The sequence below is a fragment of the Synechococcus sp. PCC 7336 genome (assembly GCF_000332275.1).
Classification (GTDB): domain Bacteria; phylum Cyanobacteriota; class Cyanobacteriia; order Thermostichales; family PCC-7336; genus PCC-7336.
The window spans coordinates 4,505,161-4,520,591 of sequence record NZ_CM001776.1 but is presented as its reverse complement, the minus strand read 5'-3'; the positions used below and the strand labels follow the sequence as shown (position 1 = coordinate 4,520,591).

Genomic DNA, 15,431 nt, shown 5'->3' with positions numbered 1-15,431 from the left:
GGTTATGGAACGTGTGGAGTTAAACCCGGACTGCCCTCCAGCCGAACCGGAAGGCGAGTGCCATCGCTCGTTTGAAGCGATTTTAGCAATGCTTTTTAAGCTTGGGAGATAGCGATGAGAGGCGATCTCAACGGCAAATCAAGACTGTGGCTAGCTGGCTGGATTGGCGGAGGGGCGATCGCCCTCGGGGCCGCAATGGGATTGGCGAACCGAATACCGCAGGCAGTCGTCTCTCCCTCAGCCCGAGCCCAACAGATTTTTAGCTCCGAACGAGAGGCCGAACGGTCTTTCTTACAAGCCGCCGAGGCATTAGAGCACAGTCGGGCAGCCCTCGCCCTCTCGCTGCTCGAAAACCTCGAGGTCGGCTTACCCAACTTGGCCGATCGGGTCTTGATGATGCGGGCGATCGCCTATGAAACCGCAGCCAGTCCCGTCTCTGCCGAACGTACCTGGACCGAGCTGATCGACAGCCATCCCCGCAGCCCCCTCGTTCCCCGCGCACTCTTGGGGCTGAGGCGCACCGATGAGTTGCGATCGCGCTTCCCCAATCACTCCGTCACAGTGGAGTATTTGCAGGCGGCGATCGAGCAACAGCCCCACAATGTCGAGTTGATTCGCCACCTGGCCCAGATCGCCCCCGACAGCGAAGGGCTCTCCCCCCACATCAACCGTTGGGTGGAGCTCAGCCGCGCCAGCTTCGGCCCCGATGACTGGCAGTTGGTTGCCGATGCCTATTGGGCACAACGGGAATACGGTCGGGCCTCTCGCGCCTATCAACGCACCCGCGTCACATCCCAAAATCTCTATCGCCTCGGACGCGCCCACCACATTAGTCGCGAACCGATTGCTGCTGCCGCTGCCTATGGTAGACTGCTCGCCCAATTCCCCAACGCGGCAGAAACGGGAGAGGCTCGCTTGCGCTGGGCCGAAGTCGTCAATACCGCCACCGCCATCTCTCTCCTGCAGCAGGAAGCCGAGTTCGATCGCGACACGTCCCCTCGGGCGCTGCAACGCCTCGCGCGCACTTACGCGCAGTCCCGCAGCCCCGTCTCGGCAGCAGCAGCCCGACAGGAATTGTGGCAGCGCTTTCCCCAGCACTCGGCAGCAGCAGCAGTGGCTTGGGAGGTGGCGCTGCAGCGGGCCGCAGCGGGGAATTTCTCCGGGGCAGCGACGCTGGCCCAGCAAATTGCGTCGGAACAGCCCAGTACCGATTGGGGGGCGCAGTTACGCTTTTGGGCGGGGAAATGGATGGCGCGGGCAGGCAATCACGCGGGCGCGGCAGAAGCCTACCGGTTGGTGTTGCAAGATGCCCGATCGAGTTACTACGCTTGGCGGGCGGCGGCTCTGCTCGGGCTTCCTACCGGAGATTTTCGCGTTGGCCGCACTGCGGTTTCGCCGAACTACAATCCCGCGCTTCTGCCACTCCCCCAAGCTTCTGCGGCAGTGCAGCAGTTGCACCAGATGGGGGCAGCAGATGCGGCTTGGCAGCAATGGAGTTGGGAAGCAGCGGGGCGGCAGAACGAAACCGCAGCTGCTTTATTTACCGGCGGTGTACTGCGCAATCGCGGCAGCAGTTATTTCGATCGCCTCAGCGGCATCAATCAAGTGGCCAGCCTACTGACATTGGCCAAACAAGGGGACCCCGTCGCCCGTCAACTGCAACAGCGACCAGACTTTTGGCAAACGGTTTATCCCCTGCACCACTACGAAACGCTCGTGGCCGAGACGGCAGCATTCAACCTCAATCCGCTGGTGATGGCGGGGTTGATTCGCCAGGAATCGCGCTTCGAACCCGAGATCGTATCTCGTTCGGGGGCATTGGGGTTAACTCAGGTGTTGCCCAGTACGGGGGCCTGGATTGCCGGACAAATTGGTCGACCCCGCTTCGATTTGCGCAATCCAGAAGACAACTTACACTTTGGCGCTTGGTATCTCGACTACACCCATCGCACCTACCAAAACAACTCCATGTTGGCGATCGCCAGCTACAATGCCGGTCCTGGGAATGTTGCCAAGTGGATGCGGGAACGCAGTTTAGCTGACCCCGATCTGTTTGTGGAGCAAATTCCGTTTAACGAGACCCGTCATTATGTCAAAGCGGTGTTGGGCAATTATTGGAATTACCTGCAAATCTACGCGCCAGACACCAATAATTTGAGCGCCTTGGTTCAGTCTGCGGTGCGATCGCCTCAGAGTTAATGGAGTGGGGCGATCGGGTTTGGCCGAGATAGATTAGCGCCTCGATCTGGGTATCTTGAATAGCAATATTGCAAATTCACGTTCCCCAGGAGTTCAATTGTGAGTGACCCCGTTCGACTGTCTTGGCGTCGTCTGATGACTCAGCGAGCTCCGATCGCATTGATGATGACGGGTTTATTCCTCGTTTACAGTTGCTTTCTGCTGTTCGAGAGCGATCTATTTAAACTCGCCGCCATCACCATTGGCTTACTGCTGTTAGCTGCCGGTATTTGGTATGACTCCAGCCCATTTTTGTCGAATGAGCGGCATTACGTTGTCTTGCGTGCTGAGGTCGAACACTTCATCAAGCTGACTCGGCAGCTCAACAGAGCCGCAGTTGACGGCGCCGACGGGGAAACCGTTGAGGGCATCAAAGCGTCCATGCACGCTTCTGTGGAACAGATGCATCGAGTGGCTGGTTTGAGCGATTCGGAGCCGTCTCCCCAAACCTTATCGACCGGCATCCCGGCCAACGCCGAATAGCGATCGCCATTCGAGACTCGATCCTGTATTCTGGTTTATCTACAACTATCGCCTGCGGGACAAATTCGATGTCCCAGTGGTCAGTTTGGCGATCTTGAGTGACGAGCAGGCCAATTGGCGACCCAATGAATTTGCAACGAATCTGTGGGGCTGCGAGCTGAGCTTTCGCTTTCCCACGGTGAAGCTGTTAGATTACGGGCAACGCTGGAAAGAACTGGAAACCAGCCAGAATGTGTTTTCCACGGTAGTGATGGCGCATTTGAAGGCTCAGGCAACGCGGGGTCAGCCAAACGAGCGTAAGGGTTGGAAATGGAGTTTGACTCGGCGATTGTACGAGCGTGGTTACGAGCGTCAGGCGATCTTGAGTCTGTATCGGTTTATCGATTGGGTCATGCAGTTACCCGAGGAATTGGAGCTAGAATTTCGGACAGAGTTGGAGCAATGGGAGCAGGAGGGTCGGATGCCTTATCTCAGTACGATCGAGCGCATGGCACACCAAGAAGGCCGCAAAGAAGGTCGCGAAGAAGGACTCGAACAAGGTCGCGAACAGGGAGAGCGGGCATTGATTTTGCGCCTGCTCGCGCGACGATTCGGGGAAATGTCTGCGCAGCGCCAAGCTCGCATAGCAGCACTGGCACTGCCTCAGTTGGAAGCACTGGGGGAAGCGCTATTGGATTTCCAGAGTGGGGCGGAACTGGATAGTTGGTTGGATGAATGTGATTCGTGAAGACGATCGCCTCGGCCTTGCGTTCAAATAGAACAACGCTCGACCGAACGATTTCCAAAGCATTGAGTGGCCCGATCGGTCTGTGATTAATCTGCGAATCTCTAAAGCGAGCTTTGGCAAAACGATGCACAGTCGCACCCGAAACGCGATCGCGATCGGCCTCGTCCTGTTGGGCGTTGGAGCGATCGTTCGCTTGCTCCCCTATCTCGCCCCCATTCGCACCGCCGATATTGCCCAAGACGATCGCGCCATCACCTTCCGCGATCGCAATCGCCTCCTACTCGGAACTTTGCTAACCCGCGATCGCAACCACACTGCCGTCGTCCCTCTAGACGAGATCTCTCCCCACTTCATTCAAGCCATATTGGCCGCCGAAGACGCCGACTTTTACGATCGCGGCCCCGTCGATCTGCCCGCGATTGCTCGCGCCAGCTACCAAGCCATCCGCCACCGTCGCATTGTCAGTGGGGCGTCAACCGTCACAATGCAACTGGCCCGCCTGTTGCAGCCTGCCCCCCGCACAATTCCCCATAAAGTGCGGGAAATTTGGCGATCGTGGCAACTGGCTGCGGGCATGACCAAAGACGAAATCCTGACGGCCTATGTCAATCGCTTGCCAATGGGGGGCAACATCTACGGCATCGAAGCCGCCGCCCGCATTTACTTCGGCACCCCCGCCGCCGATCTCAGCCTCGCTCAAGCCAGCCTGCTGGCGGCCATCCCCAACAACCCCAACGGACTCAATCCCTATTACCACTGGGATGCACTGCTGCGTCGCCAAACCTACACGATCGAACGCATGCTGGAGGAAGGGCTCATTACCCGTGCAGAGGCCAACCGCGCCTATACCGAAACCCTCTCTCTGCAAGACCGCCAGCACGGCATCGTTGCCGCCCCCCATTTCCTCTTTTGGGCTGCCGCACAGCTCCCCGCAAAACACGGCACCGAAGTCGTCACCACCCTCGATCGCCCCCTGCAACAGTTTGTCGAAACCCAAGTGCGAGAGGTGGTCCGCGCCCTGGCCGATCGCAACGTACGGCAAGCAGCGGCGATCGCGATCGACAATCGCACGGGGGAAATTCTGGCCTACGTCGGCTCCCCCAACTACTTCGCCGGACAGGACGCCGCCCAATTCGATGGCGTACAAGCCTTACGTCAACCGGGCTCCACCCTCAAACCTTTCCTCTACCAACTCGCCTTCGAGAACCGTACCCTCCGCCCCAACACTGTCCTGGCCGACATTCCCACCTACTACGCCCTCCCCGACGCCCGCATCTACCGTCCCGTCGATTTCGATCGCACCTTTCTCGGTCCCGTCCGAGTGCGGTTGGCGCTGGCCAATTCCCTCAACGTTCCGGCAGTGCGCGTGTTGGAGCGGTTGGGGGTGCAAGCCTTTCTAGATCGCCTGCAGCAATTGGGGTTCGAGCACTTGAACGAGTCGGCAGAGCATTACGGATTGGGGCTGTCGTTAGGGGGAGGGGAAGCGAGTCTGTGGGAACTGGCGCGAGCCTATGCGACGCTGGCACGGCAAGGGGAGGGGATTGAGTTGAGGGCGATCGCCGCTGGGGATCGGTCTCCAGGCGAGCGGGGAGAAACTCGGCTAGGGACTGCCAATAGCTGGGCTTTGGTGACGGATATGTTGGGCGATCGCTATGCGCGATCGGAGGCGTTTGGGGTCGATTCGGTGCTGAATCTATCTTTTCCAGCGGCAGTGAAAACCGGCACGTCATCGAATTTTCGCGATACCTGGACCATCGGCTTTTCAGCTGATTACACCGTCGCCACCTGGATGGGAAATTTTGATGGGGAACCGATGCAGGAGGTGTCGGGGGTGGATGGGGCGGCTCCGTTGTGGCATCGGATTATGTTGCACTTGCACGAAGATCGCGAGCCTACAGCCTTACCGGAGCCAGAGAACATGGTGCTGCGTCCCATCTGTGCGCTGTCGGGGCTCAAACCCACTGATGCCTGTCCCACGGTGGTGCAGGAATACATTTTCGAGCGAGATCTCGACGAGTACGATCGCCATCTCGATTCCTTGTATCAGCTCGTGGATGGCGAAGTTCGGTTGCAATTGCCGCCAGAGTACGACGAATGGCTGGCGTTGCAGGGGAGTACGCTGCTGTCCGATCGCGAGCTCAAAATCCTGTCTCCCCGAGAGGGCGATCGCTTTGTTTTCTATCCCGATCCGGCGATCGCTCCCGAGGCTACCCAGCAATTGGAATTTCGCTTGGCGGAATTTGCTGGGGGATCTGTGGAATGGCGTCTGAACGATCGGCTATTGCCCGAGCCTGACAGTAACAGCTTATTTTGGGAACTACAGCCGGGGGTTTGGACTTTAGAAGTGGCGAGTGGAGAGTTACGCGATCGAGTCACTTTTGCAGTCCAATCTACTCCTCAACGTCCTTTTAAGCCAGGATTTTCTCTTGTGGAATCTGCTCCTTAGCTATTCTCCAATATCTAGTTAATTCCTAATGGGTAGATCGCCAAATGTAGATATAATACCTGTAAGTTCCGCAATAATTTCATGAGGAAGATCGTCTAGTTTTAGCGTCAGCAATAGCGTGACAAATTCTTCAGATCTCAAGATGTCACCTTCGTATTTGGCGACGTTAATGACTCTTCCGCCTCCAGGCGATCGCGCCCAGGTCAAGTAAGCCAGATTGCGATCGTTGTAGAACTCCGTCAACCGCCTAGCAATCTCCTGACATCGCAGCAATGGAGTCCATTCGCCAAAGCTGCTTTCGAATACGATGACATCTGCATTGCCTAAATCTGTCCGGGTAACCAATGTTGAGGGATCGCCCCCATCACAGAAAAAGAAAGTATTTTGGTAACGTATCTGAAGGCTTGAGGAAGTAGGCATTGGCTCAGCCATCGCATCAGCCCAAAACAGAGAGCTGAAACTGCTAACACAGCCAGTCACCATCAGTACTGACAAGGTTGTCAAGAGGCTAGATTTAGCGTTCTTCAACTTCCTGTCAACCCCAACTTTATTAACCTCCAATATTGCAAGTGGCTTTACAGATTTAAATGGCTAATGTATGAGTGGATTGCCATCGCTAGACAAAGAGGTGACACCCTTAATTCCTGCTAAAATTTCCTGCGGATCGTCATCTGGCTTGAGTGTAATCAATAGCCGAACCAGATCGTCGAAGCCAAGCTCCAGAGCCTGAAGGTGATCCCAATCCACTTTTGAGATACAAACAACATTGGTGCCATTTGGCATCTGCTCAATTGTAAGATAGCTGATTATACCTAATTCATGAAAGTTTTGCGCTCTTTCCGCAATCTCTTGACAACGCTTTAGAGGTGGCCATCCGTTAAATCCTTCATATTGAAACTCAATCAATCGGGAATTTCCTAAATCAGAGCGGAAGACCAATGTCGGACGACCGAAGTTCTCACTATCACAATAGTATGTTTCACTATGTTTCTCTAGAGTGTCTGTATCAGTTTGGCTACTGGCATTTATGCTGGCAGAACTTAAGCAATTAAAACCGATTGAAGCCAGAGATATTAGAATCAAGCGAGGCAAAAAATGACTGATTGTGCTGCTCATGTCTCGATCTCCCTAAATGCACTACAACTCAAAGTTATTTCGCCAAAATAATAGCCTATCTCACTCTTATTCTAGGAGTGTAATTGATGCAAACACCTTCTCGGCATCGGGCAAATTATTCTCATAATCATCCAGCTCGGAAGTGTAGGTAATCAAAATAAAGTAATCTCTTGGCGTTATTGGCTCTATAATAATTCTTCTCCTTCTAAGGCTATACTCTCCATCATTTCCAGAGTAGACAATCTCGCGAGCCGGTCGATCTCCCAGTTGAATTCTTTCATCACTTTCAAGGCTAAAGGTCCCAAGCTGCTTAATCCTAGCGATCTGTGTCTCTGCATACTCATCAAAGTACACAGGGGGGACAATCTGTTCGATCTTAACTAGAATATTTGCCCGATAGGAGAATTCATTTCGATCGGGGGCCAGAAGCTGAAATAAATCCTTGGTGCCGGTTAAAACATTGGGTGGAAAGTTCTCGATGGGACGCCTCAACTCCCACGAGTTAGGATATTCAACACTGATTCCATAGTTTGTATTCCTATGAATACTGATTGTGTTCGAAGAGGTTGGCGAGCGTGGATTGCTAAGAGTTGGAGGGCTGGCGGCAGTATCCGAGCACTGTCCGTTGACTTTCGGCTGCCCTTCAGCACAGGGGCGGAGATTTTGCCAAGCCAGGTAACCGACACTGCTGACAAGTAAGGCGATCGCTCCGACCGCTACAGCAATTGGGGAAAAACGAATGGGACGCTTCTCAGTTAAGAGGGGTTCGACTTCATCCTGAAGCAGTCCGCACTCCGGGCAAAATTTTCCATGCACCTCGTACTCATCATGCTTGCGATCGGTATTGCCGTTTGTTGTGATACCGCGACATTTCCAAGACATATCAACTCGGCTCCCGTTGCAAAGCTCTATTCGATCGCAAAAAGACTTTACCGGACTCAGCGCGATTGCTCGACCCCACAAACCTCTCAGTGCTTTGCTGGAGCTGGCATATGCTGGCCTTCTCTGTTGAGATGAGATCGCGCCAGCCATTTTGTTCAGGTCTTCAGTCTCTGCGGGCGTATGGCCAGCATAGCAAGTCCAGTAAAGCCGAATCAGTCAGCCATCATGGATGGCTGCACAACAGATGGCTATCGTTTAGTAACAGAGTAGGCTAGCCGAATCGCCACTGGATAGGGTTTTCCCCGCAAAGAATCGGGTGCTCTCGATTAGTATGAGCTGCGCGTTCGTAAACTCATATCGGACTGCCAAGGGATAGCCCTAGAATCTCTGCCATCTGGCGATCGGCTAACTTAGTTTCAATCCGGTCAATACTCACAACTGGTAGGTTCGATAACTATGTCTGACGAACCCAAGGCGGTCCATCCATCGGAACCTGCAGCATTCGAAACCGAGCTGAGTTTCGATCGCTCGCCTAAAGCTGCGGCTGCCTACCTTTCGCCCCAGCAAGTGTTTTCCAAACAGGGATTGCAACAGCTCAATCAGCGCTCCGATCGCAAAGGGACTTTGCAGCTAGCTGGCCACGCGATCGCGATCGGGGCGAGCGGTTATTGCTGGCTCGCACATCTCCACAATCTTTGGATTGGCTTGCCTGCATTGGCGTTCTACGGCTTCAGTATTGCGATTCTGTTCATGCCCCTACACGAATGCGTCCATCGGACGGCATTCGCCAGCAATCGTGCCAATGACATCGTGGCTTGGTTCGCTGGGCTGTTTTCCCTGTATAACAGCACCTTTTACTGGCGCTACCACCAGTGGCACCACCGCTACACCCGCATTCCCGGCAAAGATCCAGAGCTGGCCGACCTAACTCCGACCAACGTATGGGAATACCTGTGGCTAGTCAGCGGCATTCCTTGGTGGATCGGCAAACTGAAAACCCACTTCCTCTGTGCTACGGGGCAGATGGCAGACATGCCCTATATTCCCAACAGTGCCCGCAGGCAGGTACAGCGATCGGTGCAAGTGCAGTTGTTGGTTTATGCTTTTGCGATCGCCGCTTCCCTCTACTTGCAACAACCCTGGTTTGTGCTGGGATGGTTGCTGCCTCTGGCGATCGGGCAGCCGATATTGCGGATGATTCTGTTAGCCGAACACACAGACTGCAGCCTAGACGCCAACCCCCTCACCAATACCCGCACCACATTGACTTGGGCACCCTTGCGATTCCTGCTCTGGAATATGCCCTTCCATGCCGAACATCACTTCTGCCCCTCAATTCCGTTTCACGCCCTCGGCAGCGCCCACCAGAAACTCAGACCCCACCTCAATCGCGTCGATCCCGGCTACCTATCGGTCAACCTGAAAATCTTGCAAAAACTGCGTCGTGGAGAACGAGTCAATTCCCCCGAGTTGCCGTATGTCTGAATGTTTGACGCTCGCAGACTTCCCGCTGCAATGTGGGGTGACACTGCCGGAGATTCAACTGGTCTATGAAACCTACGGGACTCTCAACGGCGATCGCAGCAATGCCATCCTCTATCCCACCTCCTACGGAGCCCACCATACCGATTTAGAGTGGCTCATCCGTGTCGAGGGCATTCTCAACCCCGCAGCTTATTTCATCATCGCCGTTAACGCCCTGGGAAACGGACTATCCAGCTCTCCTAGCAATCAGCCTCTGTGCGGCTTGGCAGAGCAACAGTTTTGGTTTACCCACTGGGACAACGTGCGGCTGCAAGCCCATCTCGTCCGCGAAGTGCTGAAGATCGATCGCTTGGCACTCGTCTACGGCTGGTCGATGGGGGCTCAGCAGGCTTATCACTGGGGAGCGTTATATCCCGATCGCGTCGCGCGAATGGCTGCTCTCTGCGGCACTGCCCGCACCACTCCTCACAATCGGATCTTTCTGCAAAGCCTGCGCTCGGCCTTAACCAGCGATCCAAGCTGGACGGGGAGCAGGTTTGAGGGGGTGCCCGAACGGGGGTTTCGGACCTTTGCCCAAATCTACGCTAGCTGGGCAGCCTCTCAGGCGTATTACCGCGAGGGACTGTTTTACTCGCTGGGCTACGCTTCATTGGAAGATTACCTCCTGCGGGGTTGGGAAGCTAGCTATCGCAAATGCGATCCGCGCAATTTAATTGCCATGCTCGATACATGGTTGCATTGCGATGTCGGAGATAATCCCCTCTATTGCGGCAATTACGAGGCGGCTTTGGGGGCCATCCAGGCTCAAACATTGGTGATGCCCGCTGAAACAGATTTGTACTTTACGCCGGAAGACTGTGCCGCAGAAGCCAAACTCATTCCCAAGGGGCAGTATTTACCAATCCCGTCGATTTGGGGACACCGTGCTGGCAATCCTTACCAAAATCCCGAAGACGAACGATTTATCCGAGAAGCTGTAGACCATTTGCTGAGGAGTGGTGATTAATGCTGTCTGAGTTAGCTCGCGATCGCGGCATTCGCTATTTTCTGATTTCCTTCACAGATTTATTCGGGGTGCAGCGCTCGAAGCTAGTGCCCGCAGTGGCGATCGATACGATCGCCCAAGCTGGAGCGGGGTTTGCTGGGTTTGCAGCTTGGTTGGATATGACCCCAGCCGATCCAGATATTTTGGCCATTCCCGATCGCGATCGCCTCATACAACTGCCTTGGCAGCCCGATGTGGTTTGGATGCCAGCGGATCTGTATAGCGTGACTGGAGAGGCGATCGCCCAAACCCCCAGACTGGTCTTGAAACGGGTGTTAGCTGAAGCTGAAGGCCAAAGCTACCAGGTGAAAACGGGGGTGGAGTGCGAGTATTTTCTCCTCAGTGCCGATGGCGAGAGTATTTCTGACGGGCTCGATCGCGCCTCCAAGCCCTGTTACGACCAGCAGGCGTTGATGCGCCGCTACGATGTCATCTCGGAAATTTGCGATGCCATGCTAGAGCTGGGTTGGGAATCGTATCAAAACGATCACGAGGATGCCAACGGCCAATTTGAGATGAATTGGAAGTATGCAGATGCTTTGGTCACAGCCGATCGACATGCCTTTTTCAAATACATGGTGAAGGCGATCGCGGCTAAGCACGGTTTCCGAGCCACCTTTATGCCGAAACCCTTCACCCACTTAACGGGGAATGGCTGCCACCTGCACCTCTCCGTGTGGGATACCGCTGGCAGCACGAATTTGTTTGACGATCCCCAAGGGGAATTGGGGCTATCCGACCTGGCCTACCAGTTTATCGCTGGCGTCTTGCATCACGCGGAGGCGATTTGCGCCTTCAGCAATCCCACTGTCAATTCCTACAAGCGCCTGAACGCCTCAACCACAACGTCTGGAGCAACTTGGTCCCCCACCACCGCCACCTACGGCGGCAACAATCGCACCCATGCAATTCGCATTCCCGCTGCCGGTCGGTTTGAGTTCCGCCTTCCCGATGGGTCTGCCAATCCCTATTTACTGCCTGCGGCTGTGATTGCGGCGGGGTTAGATGGCATGGCGGAAAAGCGAGATCCTGGGCCGCGATCGGAGGCAAATACCTACACCGATTCCCCTGCCCCAGATGTCAAGCGACTGCCCGAAAACCTTCTCGATGCTCTGCGCGGTTTGGAGGCGAATTCGGTGATGGGCGATCGCCTCGGCCCAGAAATCATCTCTGCCTATCTCAAGCTCAAGCGTAAGGCATGGTCGGATTACTCCGCCCATCTCAGCTCTTGGGAGTTGGAGCACACTTTGGATTGCTAGAGGGCTAAACGGCGATCGTAATTGGGATCGTTCGGTAAGTGGCAGAGCTCAGGCCATTTCGACTAAATCGTTCGCCAGATCGAGAAATTCATCGCGTTTGAGGTAAGACACATCTCCCACCCACTGGCCCAGTTTGACAATATATACTTCGCTAATGACTGGGCTGCGCAGATTGGGAGAAAAAGACTTGATCAAAGCGATCGCCGACTGGCGCGGCACAATTGACTCGTAGGCCGGTTCGTCGCGAGTTTTGACCACAAACGACATGCCCGTCTCGTCGGCGATCGCCAGCCGCAATTCCTGCTCGATCACCTCTTCCACATAGAGGTCGCCATTCGCATCAATCTGTTCGATCTCGTCAACCAGCACCTCTCGGCTGTCCACCCGCTCGATCTGACCGAAAAAAAACCAGCCGTAAGGCAGCTCCCGATAAGCCTTGTTGCGGCGGGAAATCTCAAATAGCGGCCCCCACACAAACGGATAGAGGACAGACAGTACCCCCACCACAAAGAAAATAAACCCCACCCCCGTTTCGCTAAACAGGGTGGAAATCACCAGTAAGGCTGCCCCCGCCCCGATCGCCACAATCAGCCGCTCTAAGTTGAGAAACACATTACTGATGTAATCGCTGTATTGCGAACCGGTGGGGGCGAGGGGAAGGACTGCATCCAGCTCTTCGAGGGTCAGTTCGATCAGCATAAATCGGGGGAAAGACTGCGGTTCGAGCCTATCGCAAAAATCGGGCGGATGAGCGCGGGCCGACGAGCATCGAGGCGAAATGGCCCGCGACTTGCGGTGAGAGGGCTAACCCAGACAAGGATGCTCGACCCTAAGATACTCCAATAGCTAAAGACCCACCCGTTGCTTGACGGCAGCCAGCGTTTGTTGCGCAATCGGCTCGACTCGCGCTTTGCCCTGGCTCAAGATCTCCAGCACGCGATCGCGATCGGCTGACAGCCGATCGTACTGCTCTCGAATGGGCCGTAACGCCTCAATGACAGCCTCTGTCAGTTGAGCTTTCAGCTTGGCCGCCCCTTGCCCCTTAAACTGCTCTACAACCTCAGCTTGCGCGAGCCCCGATAGCACCTGATAAATTCCTAAAAGATTGGAAATCTCGGGGCGGTTCTCGTCAAAAAAGAGATCGCGATTGCTATCCGTTTTAGCCCGCTTGATTTTGCGTTTAATATCGTCGGGATTATCCAGCAAATAAATACAGCTATCCCGATTGGGATTGGATTTAGACATCTTGCTGGTTCCATCCGTCAAGCTCATGACGCGAGCCAGCACCTGCGGCATATCAGCTTTAGGCACGGGCATCGTATAGCCATAGCGACCATTAAAGCGACGGATAATTTCGCGAGCCAGTTCGAGGTGTTGTCTCTGGTCTTCTCCCACCGGGACTAGGGTGGCCTGGTAGATGGCAATATCGGCGGCCATTAAGATTGGATAGGTTTTTAAACCGGAGCCAACGAATTCCTGCTTTCTGGCCTTTTCCTTAAACTGCGTCATTTGTTCCAGACGCCCTTCTGGTGTCAAGCAGCTAAAAATCCAGGCCAGCTCGGTGTGATAGCCCCCCAGATCGCTTTGGCGAAACAGGGTGGCCTTGTCTAAATCCAAGCCGCAGGCCACCAAGGTTGCGACCGTTTTGAAAATGCGATCGCGCAAATCGGCAGGGTCGGGCAATGTCGTCAAGCTATGCAAGTCAGCCAGAAAGAAAAAATTCTCGTCATAGTTCTCGACTTGCTTTTGCCAATTAACAACGGCCCCCAAATAGTTTCCCAGCGTCATATCTCCTGACGGCTGAATCCCAGAAACAACCCGATTCTGCGCCGATTGCCGCACCGCTGCATAGCCAAAATCGTAGATACGCAGCCTTGCGGTTTCCGACTCTGTCTCAAAACCGAGGTCTTCGAGCAATGCCTTAAAGTCTTCCCCACTGATTTCAAGTGCGGAGGTGTTGTCTGGCGATCGCAAATAAATCTTCTCGCGATCGAACGCCGACTCGTCTAACACAACCCTTTGCACCTGACCCTGCTGGACAACGGCCAGCCCATCCTCGACCTTGCGAGCGTCCCGGACAGTCAGGGACATCCCCACAATACGTTCGAGATCTCGCAAATCTGGCAAAGTCCCGGAACTGTCTGAGTTGTTCTGACAAATAAAGATTAACGTCGGGCGATCGTCCCCCAACAGGAAGGCACTCAAGACTCGATCTGAATCGAAGTCGCGGACGAGACTGTGGCGATATTTCCTTTTGCGTAAAATTTCAGCGCTATCCATTCTGCCTCAGATCCTTCGACTCCGTTCGCCATTGACAGGCTTCGACTCCGCTCGGTCTAGCGAGCTCTCCTATGCCTCTGTCCGCGCTCGTGCAACAGCATCACTAACCATATCATTCCTCAACATTGGCATCCTCGACCCGCCCCTCAGTTCGTGCCGGACTGGCTGACTGCTTGCCAGACAATCCGAAGGAATGGGGCAGCAGATTACGATCGAGCTTGTGGAGATCCTCAATCGAGTGGGAGAGAGGGCGATCGCGTGCTAACTATAAAGACTGAGGATGAAGGGGTGCTTGGCTTGAAAATCGCAATGGTTGGGCTGGTTTCGCTCGGACAACTGCTGCTGGCTGCTGGTGCCGGACGGGCAGAACCCGTCACCGATATACCGGCACAGTTGGAGGATGTGGAGTCTGCCAATGGCCTCGATGCCGAGCTCGTCGACAGCAGCCCCGTCCTGCAGCGCTGGTTGGAAGAGACCCCCAACCTGCTCGACGAAATTCGCAACACCCCCGCCGTACCCTTCCGCCTGCGCGGAGGGCTGGCCAGCAACCGCGAATGGACTGCCGGTGCAGAAGACATTCCCCTCTACGATCGCCTCACCCTCAGCGGCGATTACCGAGCTGCCTTTGACGAGCAATCAGACATCGAATTCGGTGCCTCCCTGCGCTATTACCTATTGCGTCGGGGGTCGTACTTCAACATCGCCCCGCAACTGGGATTTCGCCACCTCGACCTAGCCGATAACCTGACAGAAGGGGTATTGGTGGGATTGGTGGGGACGATTGCACTGGCACCGGGAACTGCCGATTTGGTGGTGACCTACGGCTTACTCGACCCATTGGCATCGGATGAAGCCACCCTGGGCTCGGTCACCACCGCCTACCACTTATCGCCAGAACTCCGCATCGCCGGTCAAGTCAACTGGCGCAACACCATCAATCAAAATGACATTGCTGTGGGTGTTTTACTAGAACTTGCACTGTGACATTTCTCCGACACTCTTATCGATACATCAATCGCGACATGTTTTTTCATGTTGACTGAGGCGATCGTATCCGGTTCGCCCGCTACACTAGATTCGTGGCCGAAGGTGCAATGCAGCCGCCAACCGGACACTGACAGCTACAAGATCGCGAATCCCCGTGTTCTGAATTCCTATGACTAGTCACAGCATTTCCCCTTCCCAGGCAGAATCCTCTGCCCCCCCCCGCCGCTATACCGAAGCGGAAGTTGCCGAACTTGCCGAACGGCTGGAGCGCGACGAGTACACTTCAGTATTTGGTTGTCTGGAAGATTGGCATGCCCTCAAGGCAATCTCCTTCCAGCAGCCTGAATTGGTGGTTCCTTATGTCCATCTCCTGGAATTAGAAGTGGACGAAGATTGAGCCGTACAAGTCAACCTGCGACTCACTCTGTCCGTTGGGGCTAGGCAGACCCAGCCCTAACGGACAACAAAAATCTATTGCACCCG

General features: G+C 54.8%; 14 protein-coding genes. 9 read left to right on the top strand and 5 right to left on the bottom strand.

The annotated features are described in order from the left end of the window. Positions 1 to 114: 114 nt before the first annotated feature. From SYN7336_RS27180 to pbpC, 4 genes are all read left to right on the top strand, one after another. On the top strand, positions 115 to 2,199 hold the full coding sequence (locus SYN7336_RS27180) for a lytic transglycosylase domain-containing protein (RefSeq protein WP_017327986.1): 2,085 nt from the start codon (positions 115 to 117) through the stop codon (positions 2,197 to 2,199). A 99-nt stretch (positions 2,200 to 2,298) separates the two neighbouring features. Further along, entirely contained in the window at positions 2,299 to 2,721 is a 423-nt protein-coding gene (locus SYN7336_RS21355) for a hypothetical protein (RefSeq protein ID WP_156820270.1), read from the top strand. A 76-nt stretch (positions 2,722 to 2,797) separates the two neighbouring features. Beyond that, a complete protein-coding gene (locus SYN7336_RS27175; protein WP_017327984.1) occupies positions 2,798 to 3,448 on the top strand; it encodes a DUF4351 domain-containing protein in 651 nt (216 codons plus the stop codon). Positions 3,449 to 3,572: 124 nt separating this feature from the next. Next, positions 3,573 to 5,894, top strand: coding sequence for a penicillin-binding protein 1C (pbpC, locus tag SYN7336_RS21345; protein ID WP_038027421.1), 2,322 nt, complete (start codon positions 3,573 to 3,575; stop codon positions 5,892 to 5,894). 18 nt (positions 5,895 to 5,912) lie between these two features. On the opposite strand, the gene SYN7336_RS31595 is transcribed toward pbpC, so the two are convergent. From SYN7336_RS31595 to SYN7336_RS21330, 3 genes are all read right to left on the bottom strand, one after another. Continuing rightward, complete coding sequence (locus tag SYN7336_RS31595) at positions 5,913 to 6,314, bottom strand: COP23 domain-containing protein (protein ID WP_227498705.1); 402 nt, start codon at positions 6,312 to 6,314, stop codon at positions 5,913 to 5,915. A 171-nt stretch (positions 6,315 to 6,485) separates the two neighbouring features. Further along, positions 6,486 to 7,010, bottom strand: coding sequence for a COP23 domain-containing protein (locus SYN7336_RS29315; RefSeq protein ID WP_071590832.1), 525 nt, complete (start codon positions 7,008 to 7,010; stop codon positions 6,486 to 6,488). 66 nt (positions 7,011 to 7,076) lie between these two features. Further along, positions 7,077 to 7,892, bottom strand: a complete 816-nt coding sequence (locus SYN7336_RS21330; RefSeq protein ID WP_017327980.1) for a hypothetical protein — start codon at positions 7,890 to 7,892, stop codon at positions 7,077 to 7,079. A gap of 456 nt (positions 7,893 to 8,348) precedes the next feature. On the opposite strand from SYN7336_RS21330, the gene SYN7336_RS21325 reads away from it, so the two are divergent. From SYN7336_RS21325 to glnT, 3 genes are read left to right on the top strand one after another with little or no spacing between them, the layout of a single operon-like run. Further along, positions 8,349 to 9,377, top strand: coding sequence for a fatty acid desaturase family protein (locus SYN7336_RS21325; RefSeq protein ID WP_017327979.1), 1,029 nt, complete (start codon positions 8,349 to 8,351; stop codon positions 9,375 to 9,377). Beyond that, positions 9,370 to 10,383 (top strand): alpha/beta fold hydrolase, encoded by a 1,014-nt coding sequence (locus SYN7336_RS21320; protein WP_017327978.1) that lies wholly within the window; start codon positions 9,370 to 9,372, stop codon positions 10,381 to 10,383. Before SYN7336_RS21325 ends, SYN7336_RS21320 begins: the two co-directional genes overlap by 8 nt. Next, complete coding sequence (gene glnT / locus SYN7336_RS21315; protein WP_017327977.1) at positions 10,383 to 11,681, top strand: type III glutamate--ammonia ligase; 1,299 nt, start codon at positions 10,383 to 10,385, stop codon at positions 11,679 to 11,681. Before SYN7336_RS21320 ends, glnT begins: the two co-directional genes overlap by 1 nt. Positions 11,682 to 11,729: 48 nt before the next feature. On the opposite strand, the gene SYN7336_RS21310 is transcribed toward glnT, so the two are convergent. Then, complete coding sequence (locus tag SYN7336_RS21310; protein ID WP_017327976.1) at positions 11,730 to 12,380, bottom strand: hypothetical protein; 651 nt, start codon at positions 12,378 to 12,380, stop codon at positions 11,730 to 11,732. A 147-nt stretch (positions 12,381 to 12,527) separates the two neighbouring features. Continuing rightward, complete coding sequence (gene trpS / locus SYN7336_RS21305; RefSeq protein ID WP_017327975.1) at positions 12,528 to 13,961, bottom strand: tryptophan--tRNA ligase; 1,434 nt, start codon at positions 13,959 to 13,961, stop codon at positions 12,528 to 12,530. Between the two features lie 309 nt (positions 13,962 to 14,270). On the opposite strand from trpS, the gene SYN7336_RS27165 reads away from it, so the two are divergent. Continuing rightward, a complete protein-coding gene (locus tag SYN7336_RS27165; RefSeq protein ID WP_156820267.1) occupies positions 14,271 to 14,945 on the top strand; it encodes a hypothetical protein in 675 nt (224 codons plus the stop codon). A gap of 172 nt (positions 14,946 to 15,117) precedes the next feature. After that, a complete protein-coding gene (locus SYN7336_RS21295; protein WP_017327973.1) occupies positions 15,118 to 15,345 on the top strand; it encodes a DUF2555 domain-containing protein in 228 nt (75 codons plus the stop codon). The last annotated feature ends 86 nt before the right edge of the window (positions 15,346 to 15,431 follow it).